Here is a 15,157-nt window from a genome sequence, read left to right as displayed (position 1 = left end):
TGCCAAGAAGCGGGAATTTAACATGAGCGAGCTTGCCTGGGCAAGTTGACGCTCTGCCATCCGTGACCCGAACACGAGGTGCATCCATGCACCTCATTTCGTATGTCGGCGAGTAAAACCTGTCGAGGCTTACTCGGCACCACCTTCACTGCTGACCGGCGCTTCGACAAATGACGTCGGAGGTGTGGAACCGGAAAGGGTATCCAGCTCCAGATCGGTCAGACCACCCTGGCGGCGACGCCCTGCGTGGTAGGCCAGACCCGTACCTGCCGGAATAAGACGGCCGACAATAACATTTTCCTTCAGGCCACGCAAGGTATCGCGCGTGCCACGAACCGCCGCTTCGGTAAGGACGCGGGTGGTTTCCTGGAACGAGGCCGCCGAGATGAACGACTCGGTGGCCAGCGATGCCTTGGTGATGCCCAGGAGGATCGACTGATACTCGGCCGGACGCTCGCCCTTGGCCACCGCGCGGTCGTTTTCGCCGTTGATGCGCACGCGCTCGATCTGCTCGCCGCGCAGGTAATGGCTTTCGCCCGGCTCGACGATCTCGACCTTGCGCAGCATCTGGCGAATGATCGCCTCGATGTGCTTGTCGTTGATCTTCACGCCCTGCAGGCGATACACGTCCTGGATTTCCTTGACCAGGTACGAGGCCAGCGGCTCCACGCCCAGCAGGCGCAGGATGTCATGCGGGCTCGGCTCGCCGTCGACGACGGTTTCGCCCTTCTCCACATGCTCGCCCTCGAACACGATGACCTGGCGCCACTTCGGAATCAGCTCCTCGTGCTCGTTGCCGTCGACATCCTTGATGATCAGGCGCTGCTTGCCCTTGGTGTCCTTGCCGAAGCTGATGATGCCCGACCGCTCGGCCAGGATCGCCGGCTCCTTCGGCTTGCGTGCCTCGAACAGATCGGCCACGCGCGGCAGACCACCGGTGATGTCGCGGGTCTTCGACGTTTCCTGCGGGATACGGGCAACCACGTCGCCCACGCCCACTTCGGCACCGTTCTGGATCGACACGATCGCACCGGCCGGCAGGAAGTACTGCGCGGCGATGTCGGTGCCCGGCAGCTTCAGTTCGCGGCCCTTGGCGTCTTCCAGGCGCACGATCGGGCGCAGGTCCTTCGCCTGCGCGCCACGACGCTTCGGATCGGTGACCACCGCCGATTCCAGGCCGGTCAGTTCGTCGGTCTGGCTCTGCACGGTGACGCCATCGAGGAAGTCGATGAAGCGCACCACGCCGGCCACCTCGGTGACGATCGGGTGGGTGTGCGGATCCCAGTTGGCCACGGTCTGGCCCGGCTTCACCGCCGCACCGTCCTTCACCGCGATGGTGGCGCCGTACGGCACCTTGTAGCGCTCGCGCTCACGGCCGCTGGCGTCGATCACGCTCAATTCGCCCGAACGCGACACCGCCACCAGATGGCCCGACTTGTGCTGCACCGACTTCAGGTTGTTGTACTTCAGCGAGCCGGTGGTCTTCACCGTCACGTTGTCCACCGCCGCCGCACGCGAAGCCGCGCCGCCGATGTGGAACGTACGCATGGTCAGCTGGGTACCGGGCTCGCCGATCGACTGCGCAGCAACCACGCCCACGGCCTCGCCCATGTTGACCAGGTGGCCACGGGCCAGATCGCGACCGTAGCAGAGCTTGCACACACCATGGGCCGCTTCGCAGGTAATCGGCGAACGCACCTTGAGCAACTGCACGCCAGCCTTGTCCAGCTTCTCGACCAGCGCTTCGTCCAGCAGCGTGTCGGAGAGCACGATCGGCTCATCGTCGTCGCCGGGCGCGTAGACGTCACCCACCACGACACGACCCAGCACGCGCTCGCGCAACGGCTCGACCACGTCGCCGCCCTCGACGATCGGCTGCATGATGATGCCGTCTTCGGTGCCGCAGTTGTCCATGGTGATCACCACGTCCTGCGCCACGTCGACCAGTCGGCGGGTCAGGTAACCGGAGTTCGCCGTCTTCAACGCGGTATCGGCCAGACCCTTTCGAGCACCGTGGGTCGAGTTGAAGTACTGCAGCACGTTCAGGCCTTCGCGGAAGTTGGCCTTGATCGGGGTCTCGATGATGGAGCCGTCCGGACGCGCCATCAGGCCACGCATGCCGGCCAGCTGGCGAATCTGCGCCACGGAACCACGGGCGCCGGAGTCGGCCATGATGTACAGCGAGTTCATCGACTTCTGGTTGACCGTCTTGCCTTCGGCGTCGGTCACCTTTTCGGTACCGATGCCGTCGATCATGGCCTTGGCCACCAGTTCGCTGGTACGCGACCAGATGTCGACCACCTTGTTGTAGCGCTCGCCAGCCGTGACCAGACCGGACTGGTACTGCTGCTGGATCTCGACCACTTCCTTCTCGGCGTCTTCCAGGATCGGCTTCTTCTCGTCCGGAATCAGCATGTCGTCGATGCCGATGGAGATGCCCGCGCGCGTGGCGAAGCGATAGCCGGTGTACATCAGCTTGTCGGCGAACACCACGGTCTCTTTCAGACCCAGCAGACGGTAGCTGGAGTTGATCAGGCGCGAGATGTTCTTCTTGGTCAGCTCGGTGTTGGCCAGCGCAAACGGCAGGCCTTCGGGCAGGATTTCGGCCAGCAGCGCGCGGCCCACGGTGGTGTCGACCAGCGCGGTTTCATGCGTGCGCGCGCCGTCCTCGGCGATGTGCACCAGGTGCAGGCGCACCTTCACCTTGGCGTGCAGTTCCACCGCGCGGTTGTCGTAGGCGCGGCGTACTTCGCTGACGCCGGAGAACACCATGCCGGTGCCCTTGACGTTGATCAGCTCGCGGGTCATGTAGTACAGGCCCAGCACCACGTCCTGGGTCGGCACGATGATCGGCTCGCCATTGGCGGGGCTGAGGATGTTGTTGGACGACATCATCAGCGCGCGCGCTTCCAGCTGCGCCTCGATCGACAGCGGCACATGGACGGCCATCTGGTCGCCGTCGAAGTCGGCGTTGAACGCGGTGCAGACCAGCGGGTGCAGCTGGATGGCCTTGCCTTCGATCAGCTTCGGCTCGAACGCCTGGATACCCAGACGATGCAGGGTCGGCGCACGGTTCAGCAGCACCGGATGCTCGCGGATCACATCCTCGAGGATGTCCCACACCATCGGCTCTTCGCGCTCGACCAGCTTCTTCGCCGCCTTGATGGTGGTGGCTTCGCCACGCGCCTGCAGCTTGGCGAAGATGAACGGCTTGAACAGCTCCAGTGCCATCTTCTTGGGCAGACCGCACTGGTGCAGGCGCAGGGTCGGGCCGACCACGATCACCGAGCGACCGGAGTAGTCCACGCGCTTGCCGAGCAGGTTCTGGCGGAAGCGGCCCTGCTTGCCCTTGATCATGTCGGCCAGCGACTTCAGCGCGCGCTTGTTGGTGCCGGTGATGGCACGGCCGCGACGGCCGTTGTCCAGCAACGCATCGACCGATTCCTGCAGCATGCGCTTCTCGTTGCGCACGATGATGTCGGGCGCATTGAGTTCCAGCAGCCGCTTCAGGCGGTTGTTGCGGTTGATCACGCGGCGGTACAGGTCGTTCAGATCAGAGGTGGCGAAGCGGCCACCGTCCAGCGGCACCAGCGGACGCAGGTCCGGCGGCAGCACGGGCAGCACGGTCAGCACCATCCACTCGGGCTTGTTGCCCGATTCCAGGAACGCCTCGATCAGCTTCACGCGCTTGGTGAGGCGCTTCAGCTTGGTCTCCGAACCGGTCGAGCCGATCTCTTCCTTCAGGCGGATCACTTCGGCCGGCAGGTCCAGCGACTTCAGCAACTGGTAGACGGCCTCGGCGCCCATGCGGGCATCGAACTCGTCACCGTGCTCTTCGGTGGCTTCCAGGTACTGGTCTTCGCTGAGCAGCTGGCCGCGCTCCAGCGCGGTCATGCCCGGATCGATCACCACGAAGGCTTCGAAGTACAGGATGCGCTCGATGTCGCGCAAGGTCATGTCCAGCATCAGGCCGATGCGCGACGGCAGCGACTTCAGGAACCAGATGTGCGCGGTGGGGCTGGCCAGCTCGATATGGCCCATGCGCTCGCGGCGCACCTTGGCCAGCGTCACTTCGGTGCCGCACTTCTCGCAGACCACGCCGCGATGCTTCATGCGCTTGTACTTGCCGCACAGGCACTCGTAGTCCTTCACCGGCCCGAAGATGGCAGCGCAGAACAGGCCGTCGCGCTCGGGCTTGAAGGTGCGGTAGTTGATGGTTTCCGGCTTCTTCACTTCGCCGTACGACCACGAGCGGATTAGCTCAGGCGACGCCAATGCGATCTTGATCGCATCGAAGTCCGGCATCACGCGCTGCTGATTGAACAGATTGAGCAGGTCTTTCATTTGAATCTCCGGTCGGAGCAAATTCTTGGGTCGAGGTCCGCGGTTCGAACGAGGTCAGGCTTGCCGGATCCGGGATCGGAAGCCGGGTTTGCTTGTGCAAATCCCGAATCCCGACTCCCGAATCCCGGACATCACTTGATCTCTTCCAGATCGATGTCGATGCAGAGCGAGCGGATTTCCTTCACCAGCACGTTGAAGGATTCCGGCATGCCCGCGGACATCTCGTGGTTGCCGTCGACGATGTTCTTGTACATCTGGTTGCGGCCCTGCACGTCATCGGACTTCACCGTCAGCATTTCCTGCAGGGTGTAGGCCGCGCCGTAAGCTTCCAGCGCCCAGACTTCCATTTCGCCGAAGCGCTGACCGCCGAACTGCGCCTTGCCGCCCAGCGGCTGCTGGGTCACCAGCGAGTACGGGCCGGTGGAACGCGCATGCATCTTGTCGTCAACCAGGTGGTTGAGCTTCAGGTAATGCATGTAGCCCACGGTGACCGGGCGATCGAACGCCTCGCCGGTGCGGCCGTCGTACAGCGTGGTCTGGCCCGATTCGGGCAGATCCGCCAGCTTCAGCATCGCCTTGATCTCGGTTTCCTCGGCACCGTCGAACACCGGCGTCGCCATCGGCACGCCTTCCTGCAGGTTGTTCGCCAGCGAGCGGATCTCGTCGTCGGTCAGCGACTTCAGGTCGACGTGCTGCACGGCACCTGCGGCGTGGTGGTTGTACACCTGGTCCAGGAACTCGCGGATCTTGGTCACCTTCTCCTGCGCTTCGATCATCTTCTGGATCTTCTTGCCCAGGCCCTTGGCGGCCCAGCCCAGATGCACTTCCAGAATCTGGCCGATGTTCATGCGCGAAGGCACGCCCAGCGGGTTCAGGCAGATATCGACCGCCTCGCCGTTGGCCATGTACGGCATGTCCTCGACCGGCACCACGTTCGACACCACGCCCTTGTTGCCGTGGCGGCCAGCCATCTTGTCGCCCGGCTGGATGCGGCGCTTCACGGCCAGGAACACCTTGACCATCTTCAGCACGCCCGGGGCCAGGTCGTCGCCCTGGGTGATCTTCGCCTGCTTCTCCTTGAAGCGCTTGTCGAACTCCTCCTTGTGACGCTTGACCTGATCGGCCGCGCGCTCCAGGAACTCGGTGATGCTCTCGTCCTTGACGTTGATCTTGAACCAGTCGTCCTTCTTCAGGCCGTCCAGGTAGGCGTCGGTGATCTCGGCGCCACGCTTCAGGCCACCGGGGCCGCTCATCGCGGACTGGCCGACCAGCTGGGTGCGCATGCGGTTGTAGATCGCGCCTTCGAGGATGCGGAACTGATCGTCGAAATCCTTGCGGATCCGCTTCACTTCCATTTCCTCGATCTGCTTGGCGCGCTTGTCCTTCTCGATACCGTCGCGGGTGAAGACCTGCACGTCGATGACGGTGCCGTCCATGCCCGGCGGCACGCGCAGCGAGCTGTCCTTAACGTCGGACGCCTTCTCGCCGAAGATCGCGCGCAGCAGCTTCTCTTCCGGCGTCAGCTGGCTCTCGCCCTTGGGCGTGACCTTGCCGACCATGATGTCGCCGGCTTTCACTTCCGCACCGATGTACACGATGCCGCTCTCGTCCAGGCGCGCCAGCGCCTGCTCGCCCACGTTGGGGATGTCGGCGGTGATTTCCTCGGCGCCCAGCTTGGTGTCACGCGCGATGCACGACAGCTCCTCGATGTGGATCGAGGTGTAGCGGTCTTCCTGCACGACGCGCTCGGAGAGCAGGATCGAGTCTTCGAAGTTGTAGCCGTTCCACGGCATGAAGGCGATCAGCATGTTCTGGCCGAGCGCGAGCTCGCCCAGGTCGGTCGACGAACCGTCGGCCAGCGTATCGCCCTTCGCCACCACGTCGCCGACATTCACCAGCGGGCGCTGGTTGAGGTTGGTGTTCTGGTTGGAGCGGGTGTACTTGGTCAGCGTGTAGATATCGACGCCGGCGTCATTGTCACCGACCTCTTCCTCATTGACGCGCACCACGATGCGGGCCGCATCGACCTGGTCGATCACGCCGCCGCGCTTGGCGGAAACAATGACGCCGGAGTCGCGCGCCACGGCGCGCTCGATACCGGTACCCACCAGCGGGGTCTGCGAACGCAAGGTCGGCACGGCCTGACGCTGCATGTTCGCGCCCATCAGCGCGCGGTTCGCGTCATCGTGCTCCAGGAACGGCACCAGCGCTGCGGCGACCGACACGGTCTGCATCGGCGAGACGTCCATGTAGTTGATCTCGGACGCCGGACGCAGCTCGGACTCGCCACGGAAACGGCAGGACACGAAGTCCTCGACGAAGGCGCCGTGCTTGTCCAGCGGCGAGTTCGCCTGCGCGATCACGTGGTCGCCTTCCTCGATCGCCGACAGGTAATCGACGGTGTCGGTGACCTTGCCGTCCGCCACCTTGCGGTACGGCGTCTCGAGGAAGCCGTACTGGTTGGTGCGGGCGTACACGGCCAGCGAGTTGATCAGGCCGATGTTCGGGCCTTCCGGCGTTTCGATGGTGCAGACGCGGCCGTAGTGGGTCGGGTGCACGTCGCGCACTTCGAAGCCGGCGCGTTCGCGGGTCAGGCCGCCCGGCCCGAGCGCGGAAACGCGGCGCTTGTGCGTCACTTCCGACAGCGGGTTGTTCTGGTCCATGAACTGGGACAGCTGCGAGGAGCCGAAGAACTCCTTCACCGCCGCCGCGACCGGCTTGGCGTTGATCAGGTCCTGCGGGGTCAGGCCATCGGCCTCGGCCAGCGACAGGCGCTCGCGCACGGCACGCTCCACACGGACCAGGCCGATGCGGAAGGTGTTCTCGGCCATTTCGCCGACCGAACGCACGCGGCGGTTGCCCAGGTGATCGATGTCATCGACGGTGCCATGACCGTTCTTGATGTCGATCAGCACCTTCAGCACGTCGAGGATGTCGGACTTCTCGCCCTGCTCCTTGACCAGCACCTGGGAAGCCTCTTCCTTGCGCTCGCTGAAGAACTTGTGGTCATACAGCACGCCCGGGCCCAGGATGTCCTGGCGGCCCACGCGACGGTTGAACTTCATCCGGCCCACGGCCGACAGGTCGTAGCGATCGAAGGTGAAGAACAGGTTGAAGAACAGGTTCTGCGCCGCGTCCTTGGTCGGCGGCTCGCCCGGACGCATCATGCGGTAGATCTCCACCAGCGCCTCCAGCGGCGTCTTGGTGTTGTCGATGCGCAGGGTGTGCGAGATGTAGGCGCCGCGATCGAGATCGTTGACGTACAGCGTGGGCAGCGTCTCGATGCCCGCCTTGCGGAAGGCTTCCAGATGCTCGGCGGTGATCTCGTCGTTGGCCGAGGCCAGCAGCTCACCGGTCTGCGCGTCGACGATGTCCGTCGCCAGGATGCGGCCGATCGGGTAATCGTCCGGCACTTCCAGCGCGGTGATGTCCTCGGCCGCCAGCTGGCGCACGTGGCGCGCGGTGATGCGCTTGCCCGCTTCCACCAGCACCTTGCCGCCGATGGCCAGGTCGAAGCTCAGCGTTTCACCGCGCAGACGCTCGGCCACCAGCTCCAGCGTGATGCCACCCTTCTTGCCGAGATGGAACACGTTGTGCTCGAAGAAGATGCTCAGCATCTCCTCGTTGCTGTAGCCGAGCGCGCGCAGCAGTACCGTCACCGGCAGTTTGCGGCGACGGTCGATACGGGTGAACAGCGCGTCCTTCGGGTCGAACTCGAAGTCCAGCCACGAGCCGCGGTAAGGAATCACGCGCGCCGAGAACAGCAGCTTGCCCGAGCTGTGCGTCTTGCCGCGGTCGTGGTCGAAGAACACGCCCGGCGAACGGTGCAACTGCGAGACGATCACGCGCTCGGTGCCGTTGATGATGAAGGTGCCGGTGTCGGTCATGAGCGGAATCTCGCCCATGTAGACCTCCTGCTCCTTGATGTACTTCACCACCTTCTTCGAGGCCGGGCTGTCCTTGTCGTAGATGACCAGGCGCACGGTGGTGCGCAGCGGCGCGCCGAACGTCATGCCACGGTTGCGGCACTCACGCTCGTCGAACGCCGGCTCGCCCAGGCGATAGTCGACATACTCCAATGCGGCATTGCCGGAATAGCTGGAAATCGGGAACACCGATTTCAACGCCGCGTGCAGGCCTTTCTCGTCGCGCTGCTTGGGCGCGACATGCTCCTGCAGGAATTCCCGATAGGAATCGGTCTGGATGGTCAGCAGGTTGGGCACGCCCAGTACGGGTGGACGTTTGCCAAAATCCTTGCGGATGCGCTTCTTCTCGGTATACGAGTAGGCCATGGTGAATACCGCCTCGGTTCGCTGTGACGCCGGTGGTGCACACACCGGCTGAATGAAAAAACTGGGGACTCGGGAATCGAGAATGGGGAATCGTCAGAGCAAACAGCTGGCGTCGCTCAACGATTCTCCATTCTCCATTCCCCATTCCCGCATAAAGCAGGCAAAGCCCGGGAGCTTTCGCCCCCAGGCTTGCCTGAAACTAGATCAAACTGACGACGCGCAAGGGCGCCAATTACTTCAGTTCGACCGTGGCGCCGGCAGCTTCCAGATCCTTCTTGAACTTCTCGGCGTCTTCCTTCGACACGCCTTCCTTCAGCACGCCGCCGGCCTCGGTGAGGTCCTTGGCTTCCTTCAGGCCCAGGCCGGTGATCGCGCGGACAGCCTTGATCACGTCAACCTTCTTGGCGCCGGCGGTCTTCAGCACGACGTCGAACTCGGTCTGCGCTTCAGCAACCGGACCAGCAGCAGCCGGGCCAGCCACGGCAACCGGGGCGGCGGCGGTCACGCCAAACTTCTCTTCGATGGCCTTCACCAGGTCCATCACTTCCATCAGCGACTTGGCGGCTACGGCTTCAACGATTTCTTCGTTGGACAGGGACATTTCATTTACCTCTGGATGTGATTCGATTCAGTATGTAAGTCGATGAACTCAGGCGGGCTCGGCTTCAGCCGGGGCTTCGGCGGCGACTTCGCCACCACCCTGCTGATCGGCGACGGCCTTGACCACGCGGGCAAACATCGTGGCCGGTTCGGCCAGCACGCGGGCCAGCATGGCCAACGCCTGTTCGCGGGTCGGCAGCGCGGCCAGCACGTCAACGTGCTCAGCCGGCAGCAGCTTGCCTTCCACCGAGACGACCTTCGCCTTCAGCTTGTCGTTGCCCTTGGCAAATTCCTTGATCAGACGCCCGGCAGCACCGGGCTCTTCCGTCGAGAATGCGTACAGCAGCGGACCGACCAGGGCGTCCTTGACGACCTCGAATTCGGTTCCGGCCACGGCGCGCGACGCCAGCGTGTTCTTGACAACCCGCAAGTACACACCGGATTCGCGAGCCTTCTTGCGCATCGCGGTCATCTGTTCGACCGTGGTGCCCGCATACTCGGCAGCGACCAGGGAGTGAGCCGTTGCGGCAACACCTGCCAGTTCGGCGACTACTTCTTTCTTCTGTGACAGATTGAGAGCCATTGCACTCCTCCAAATGAACTCCGCTTGCGGCTCCTGCCGCTTGCGGTCCTGGGCGACGCCATCCTTGACGCCGGGGACACACGTCCCGGGTGATGGCCTTTCCAGAACAAATCGAACATTCCAGAAGGGCAGCACCATCTGCGCAGGCCGGATCCTCGCGAACCCGATTAAGCGATCCCGCTGGCGGTGACGGCGATTCCCTGCCAGATGCGAGCGTCCTGCCCGTCGTCACCGCGCGCTGAGCGCGCCTGCGGTCTTTGACGGCGGCATCGGCCAGTGGCCGAAACTGCCCTCAAAAACGTGCCCGCACCGGAATGACCGGTACGGGGCTTGATACTTACTTGGCGCCGAGCGTCAGCGTGGAGGTATCCACGGCGACACCGACACCCATCGTGCTGGACAGCGCAACTTTCTGCAGGAACTGACCCTTCGCCGTCGCCGGCTTGGCCTTCAGCAGGTCACCGATCAGCGCATTGAGGTTGTCCGCCAGCTGCGACGCCTCGAAACTCGCCTTGCCGATGGTGGCGTGAATGATGCCGCCCTTGTCGTTGCGGAACTTCACCTGGCCGGCCTTGGCATTGGTGACGGCCGTGGCGACGTCGGCGGTGACCGAGCCATCCTTCGGGTTCGGCATCAGGCCACGCGGGCCCAGCAGCTGACCCAGCTTGCCGACCACGCGCATGGCGTCCGGCGTGGCGATCACGCGACCGAAGTCGAGATCGCCGGCCTGCATGCGCTCGGCCAGGTCATCCATGCCGACAGCGTCGGCACCGGCGGCCTTGGCGGCCTCAGCCTTCTCGCCCGGCGGGCAGAACACGGCGACCTTGACGGTCTTGCCGGTGCCATGCGGCAGCAGCGAGGAACCACGTACGCCCTGGTCCGACTTCTTCGCGTCGATGCCCAGACGCACGGCCACGTCGACCGACTCGGCGAACTTCGCCTTGGCGTTGTCCTTGACGATCTTCAGGGCTTCTTCCAGGCCGTAGAACTTGCCCGGCTGCACCGCGGCCTGAGCCGACTTCATACGCTTCGTGAGCTTTGCCATGTCTTAACCCTCCACCACAAGGCCCATGCTGCGGGCGCTACCGGCAATGGTGCGCACCGCGGCGTCGAGATCGGCAGCCGTCAGATCCGGCTCCTTCTGCTTGGCAATGTCTTCCAGCTGTTTGCGGGTGACCTTGCCGACCTTGTCGGTGTTCGGCTTCTGCGAACCCTTGGCGACGCCGGTGGCCTTCTTCAGAAGGATCGTGGCGGGCGGGGTCTTGGTGATGAAAGTGAAGCTGCGGTCGGAATAAGCCGTGATGATGGTCGGAATCGGCAGACCCGGCTCCAGTTTCTGCGTGGCGGCATTGAACGCCTTGCAGAATTCCATGATGTTCAGACCGCGCTGACCGAGGGCGGGGCCCACCGGCGGCGACGGGTTGGCCTGACCGGCCTTGACCTGCAACTTGATGTAACCAATAACTTTCTTTGCCATGGGATTTCCTCGCGAGTGCAGGCGCCTTGCGGCTCCTCGCTGTTCACCGCTCCTTGGATGGAAGGAAGATCCGCCTCTTGCGGATCCCGAAACGCGCGCACGCCGAGTCGAAAAGACCCAGCGTGAACCGCGTAGTTTAGAGATTTACCTGTTTGTGAGCAAGCCCCGTGCCAGTGAGGCGTCGAGGTGAAGCAAAAGCGGCTGGAAGTTCCGGTTAGCTGGAATCTCCCCTCTCCAACTCTCCCCGCTAACGGGGAGAGGGCGAAGGTGCCGAGCGGATTCGCCCTGAGCCAACCAATCCCTGGCTCAGGCCTTTTCGACCTGGCCGAATTCCAGTTCCACGGGCGTGGAGCGACCAAAGATCAGCACCGCGACGCGCAACCGGCTCTTCTCGTAATTGACTTCCTCGACCACGCCGTTGAAGTCGTTGAACGGGCCTTCGGTGACACGCACCATCTCGCCCGGCTCGAACAGCACCTTCGGCCGCGGCTTCTCGACACCTTCGCGCACCCGGCTGAGGATCGCCTCGGCCTCACTGTCGCGGATCGGCAACGGGCGGTCGGCGGTACCGCCGATGAAACCCATCACCTTCGGCGTTTCCTTGATCAGATGCCAGCATTCGTCATCGATGCGCGGCACCTTGCCTTCGGTGTTGGCCTCGATCTGCACCAGCACGTAACCGGGAAAGAACTTGCGCTCGCTGCGCCGTTTCTGGCCGCCGCGCATTTCGATCACTTCCTCGGTCGGCACCAGCACTTCGCCGAACTTCTCTTCCATGCCCGCGCGCTGGATGCGCTCGTCCAGCGAACGTTTCACCTGGTTCTCGAAACCGGAATAGGCGTGTACCACGTACCAGCGCTTGCTCATGCTTGCCACCTCAGGAACCCAACTTGAGCAGCCAGTCAAGGATGACTGACTTCAGAATCAGGTCGATCAAACCCAACAGCAGCGACAGGATGATCACCACCACGATAATGATGCCGGTCGTCTTCAGCGTCTCGTCGCGCGTCGGCCACACGACCTTGCGCATTTCGAACTGGGATTCGCTGATGAAGTGCCGCACGCGCCGGCCGGGCGCGGTAAAGGCTGCAATGGCCAGCGCGATCGCCAGCGCAGCAAATACGCCCAGCAGGCGAACCGTGCCGGGAACGTTGGCGTCGTTGTTGAACCAGGAATAGGCGAAGATACCGGCGGCCAGCACCAGCCCCGCCAGTACCAGCTTGCCGATATCGGCGGCGTTCGTGCCCTTGGGCTGTTCTGCCTTGGTATTCATGCGCAGTTGCCGTGTGTCATCGGCATACCGGACCTTGCGGCCGGTATCGCCATCCGCCACCCGTCATTGCTCCTTGGAAAGTGGCACGCCAGGAGGGACTTGAACCCCCAACCTGCGGTTTTGGAGACCGCTGCTCTGCCAATTGAGCTACTGGCGTATGGAAAACGGGAATAGGGAATGGGGAATCGGGAACAGGAAGATCGGATGGCGCTGTCGCATGCCCTTCCGATTCCCTATTCCCTATTCCCCATTCCCGGTTTTCAGCTTACTTGATGACCTTGGCCACCACGCCGGCGCCGACGGTGCGGCCGCCTTCGCGGATGGCGAAACGCAGGCCTTCGTCCATCGCGATCGGGTGGATCAGGCTCACCACCATCTTCACGTTGTCGCCCGGCATCACCATTTCCACGCCTTCCGGCAGGGTCACGGCACCGGTCACGTCCGTCGTGCGGAAGTAGAACTGCGGGCGGTAGCCCTTGAAGAACGGCGTATGACGACCACCCTCGTCCTTGCTCAGCACGTAAACCTCGGCCTCGAAATTCGTGTGCGGGGTGATCGTGCCCGGCTTGGCCAGCACCTGGCCGCGCTCCACGTCGTCACGCTTCAGGCCGCGCAGCAGCAGACCGGCGTTGTCGCCTGCCTGACCCTGGTCCAGCAGCTTGCGGAACATTTCCACGCCGGTGACCGTGGTCTTCTGCGTGTCGCGGATGCCGACCACTTCGACTTCGTCGCCGACCTTGATGATGCCGCGTTCGATACGACCGGTCACCACCGTGCCGCGGCCCGAGATCGAGAACACGTCCTCGACCGGCATCAGGAACGGCTTGTCGATGGTGCGCACCGGCTCCGGGATATAGCTGTCCAGCGCGTCGACCAGCTTGATGATCGCCGGCACGCCGATTTCGCTCTGATCACCTTCCAGCGCCTTCAGCGCCGAACCGTGGATGATCGGGGTGTCGTCGCCCGGGAAGTCGTACTTGGAAAGCAGCTCGCGCACTTCCATTTCGACCAGCTCGAGCAGCTCGGCGTCGTCGACCATGTCGGCCTTGTTCAGGAACACCACGATGTACGGCACGCCGACCTGACGGCTCAGCAGGATGTGCTCACGCGTCTGCGGCATCGGGCCGTCAGCGGCCGAGCACACCAGGATCGCGCCGTCCATCTGCGCCGCACCGGTGATCATGTTCTTCACATAGTCCGCGTGGCCCGGGCAATCGACGTGCGCGTAGTGGCGCACCGGCGATTCGTATTCCACGTGGGCGGTCGAGATCGTGATGCCGCGCGCCTTCTCTTCCGGCGCCGCGTCGATCGCGCTGTAGTCCTTGAACTCGCCACCGAAGCGCTCGGCACCGACCTTCGTCAGTGCGGCCGTCAGCGTCGTCTTGCCGTGATCCACGTGACCAATCGTGCCGACGTTGACGTGCGGCTTGGTGCGTTCGAATTTACCCTTTGCCATGCGCGCTAAACCCCGATGGAGTCAATGGTTAAAAAGAAAACGTGCCCTGCAAGGGTCACGACCGTGAAGGTCAAACTGAATTGGTGCTCATAACAGGAATCGAACCTGTGACCTCTTCCTTACCAAGGAAGTGCTCTACCGACTGAGCTACATGAGCGTATGTATTTCAGCCATCCTCCATGATGGCGAAGAACAAGACCGGCATCCTGCCGGACTCTTCATAAAAGCGTCGATCTAGGCAGCATCTGCGTTGACCAACTTCGCATCAGCAGATGCAGAACAATGGAGCGGAAGGCGGGAATCGAACCCGCGTAATCAGTTTGGAAAACTGATGTTCTACCATTGAACTACTCCCGCCCTGCGCGGAACCTTTGCCAACTGCGCCGCTTTCGCGTCGTATGATGCCGCTTGCAACTGGTGGAGGGAGGTGGATTCGAACCACCGAAGGCGTAAGCCAGCAGATTTACAGTCTGCCCCCGTTGGCCGCTTGGGTATCCCTCCAACAAAGAACGCGTATTGTGTGGATCGGACCCGGGACTGTCAACACCTTCTGGCACCGAATTCGCATGTCGGCGTGATTTTCCGGCAGGTTTTGCGGCTGCTCAATCCAGCGTCACGCCCCGCAGATCGACCAGTTGCTCCATTCCCTTGGACAGCTCCAGCAACTGCCGGGCCTGCGCCTGCAACCGGCGCTCGCTGTCGTCGCGCGGCTCCCAGCGCGGCACCGGGGTGGGCTTGCCGTCCTGCCCGTCGAGCGCCACGAAAACCATGACGCAGCTGGTGGCCAGGCGCTGCTCGTCGCGACGCAGGTCGCGAGCCAGCACGTCGACGGCCAGATGCATGCTGCTGGTGCCGGTATGAATCAGCCGCGCGCGTACCGTGACCAGGTCACCGATCAGGATCGGCGCCACGAACTGGATGCCGCTCACCGATGCGGTGACGCAATATGCCCCGCTCCAGCCCACTGCACAGGCATAGCCAGCCTGGTCGATCCACTTCATCGCCATGCCGCCATGTACCTTGCCGCCGAAATTGACGTCCGTTGGCTGGGCGAGAAAACGGAACGTCACTTCGTGCTGTTGTCCGGACATGGGGCGGCGTCTCGTCGGTGAAGTAGGAGGGCGGGATTATG

10 protein-coding genes and 4 tRNA genes are annotated in these 15,157 nt (G+C 63.2%); all 14 read right to left on the bottom strand.

Annotated elements, in window-relative coordinates:
- Positions 1–129: 129 nt before the first annotated feature.
- The 14 genes from rpoC to ACFPK0_RS05255 all read right to left on the bottom strand — a co-directional run bounded on the left by rpoC (position 130) and on the right by ACFPK0_RS05255 (position 15,116).
- Positions 130–4,344: a DNA-directed RNA polymerase subunit beta' gene (rpoC, locus tag ACFPK0_RS05320; protein WP_056608813.1), complete on the bottom strand. Its 4,215-nt coding sequence runs from the start codon at positions 4,342–4,344 to the stop codon at positions 130–132.
- A 131-nt stretch (positions 4,345–4,475) separates the two neighbouring features.
- The gene (rpoB, locus tag ACFPK0_RS05315; RefSeq protein ID WP_377338918.1) at positions 4,476–8,636 is read right to left on the bottom strand and encodes a DNA-directed RNA polymerase subunit beta; all 4,161 of its coding nucleotides are present in this window, start codon (positions 8,634–8,636) and stop codon (positions 4,476–4,478) included.
- A gap of 232 nt (positions 8,637–8,868) precedes the next feature.
- Positions 8,869–9,237, bottom strand: a complete 369-nt coding sequence (gene rplL, locus ACFPK0_RS05310; RefSeq protein ID WP_056080665.1) for a 50S ribosomal protein L7/L12 — start codon at positions 9,235–9,237, stop codon at positions 8,869–8,871.
- A 48-nt stretch (positions 9,238–9,285) separates the two neighbouring features.
- Positions 9,286–9,819, bottom strand: a complete 534-nt coding sequence (gene rplJ, locus ACFPK0_RS05305) for a 50S ribosomal protein L10 (RefSeq protein WP_056080668.1) — start codon at positions 9,817–9,819, stop codon at positions 9,286–9,288.
- A 337-nt stretch (positions 9,820–10,156) separates the two neighbouring features.
- Positions 10,157–10,864, bottom strand: a complete 708-nt coding sequence (rplA, locus tag ACFPK0_RS05300; RefSeq protein WP_056080670.1) for a 50S ribosomal protein L1 — start codon at positions 10,862–10,864, stop codon at positions 10,157–10,159.
- A gap of 3 nt (positions 10,865–10,867) precedes the next feature.
- Positions 10,868–11,296 (bottom strand): 50S ribosomal protein L11, encoded by a 429-nt coding sequence (rplK, locus tag ACFPK0_RS05295; protein WP_007083015.1) that lies wholly within the window; start codon positions 11,294–11,296, stop codon positions 10,868–10,870.
- 306 nt (positions 11,297–11,602) lie between these two features.
- Positions 11,603–12,163 (bottom strand): transcription termination/antitermination protein NusG, encoded by a 561-nt coding sequence (gene nusG / locus ACFPK0_RS05290; protein WP_007083014.1) that lies wholly within the window; start codon positions 12,161–12,163, stop codon positions 11,603–11,605.
- A gap of 10 nt (positions 12,164–12,173) precedes the next feature.
- Positions 12,174–12,569, bottom strand: coding sequence for a preprotein translocase subunit SecE (gene secE, locus ACFPK0_RS05285; RefSeq protein WP_056081099.1), 396 nt, complete (start codon positions 12,567–12,569; stop codon positions 12,174–12,176).
- Between the two features lie 81 nt (positions 12,570–12,650).
- Positions 12,651–12,726: transfer RNA gene (locus ACFPK0_RS05280), tRNA-Trp, on the bottom strand.
- Positions 12,727–12,834: 108 nt separating this feature from the next.
- Positions 12,835–14,025 carry an elongation factor Tu gene (tuf, locus tag ACFPK0_RS05275; protein ID WP_377338913.1) on the bottom strand — a complete coding sequence of 397 codons (1,191 nt, stop codon included), beginning with the start codon at positions 14,023–14,025 and terminating at the stop codon, positions 12,835–12,837.
- An 81-nt stretch (positions 14,026–14,106) separates the two neighbouring features.
- Positions 14,107–14,182: transfer RNA gene (locus ACFPK0_RS05270), tRNA-Thr, on the bottom strand.
- A gap of 126 nt (positions 14,183–14,308) precedes the next feature.
- Positions 14,309–14,382 (bottom strand) — tRNA-Gly (locus ACFPK0_RS05265).
- A 58-nt stretch (positions 14,383–14,440) separates the two neighbouring features.
- Positions 14,441–14,526 (bottom strand) — tRNA-Tyr (locus tag ACFPK0_RS05260).
- A 101-nt stretch (positions 14,527–14,627) separates the two neighbouring features.
- Complete coding sequence (locus ACFPK0_RS05255; RefSeq protein ID WP_056081105.1) at positions 14,628–15,116, bottom strand: acyl-CoA thioesterase; 489 nt, start codon at positions 15,114–15,116, stop codon at positions 14,628–14,630.
- Positions 15,117–15,157: the final 41 nt, after the last annotated feature.

Origin of the sequence: Rhodanobacter ginsenosidimutans, assembly GCF_042655685.1 — a bacterium.
Lineage (GTDB): Bacteria > Pseudomonadota > Gammaproteobacteria > Xanthomonadales > Rhodanobacteraceae > Rhodanobacter > Rhodanobacter ginsenosidimutans.
This window is presented reverse-complemented; position numbering and strand designations above follow the sequence as displayed.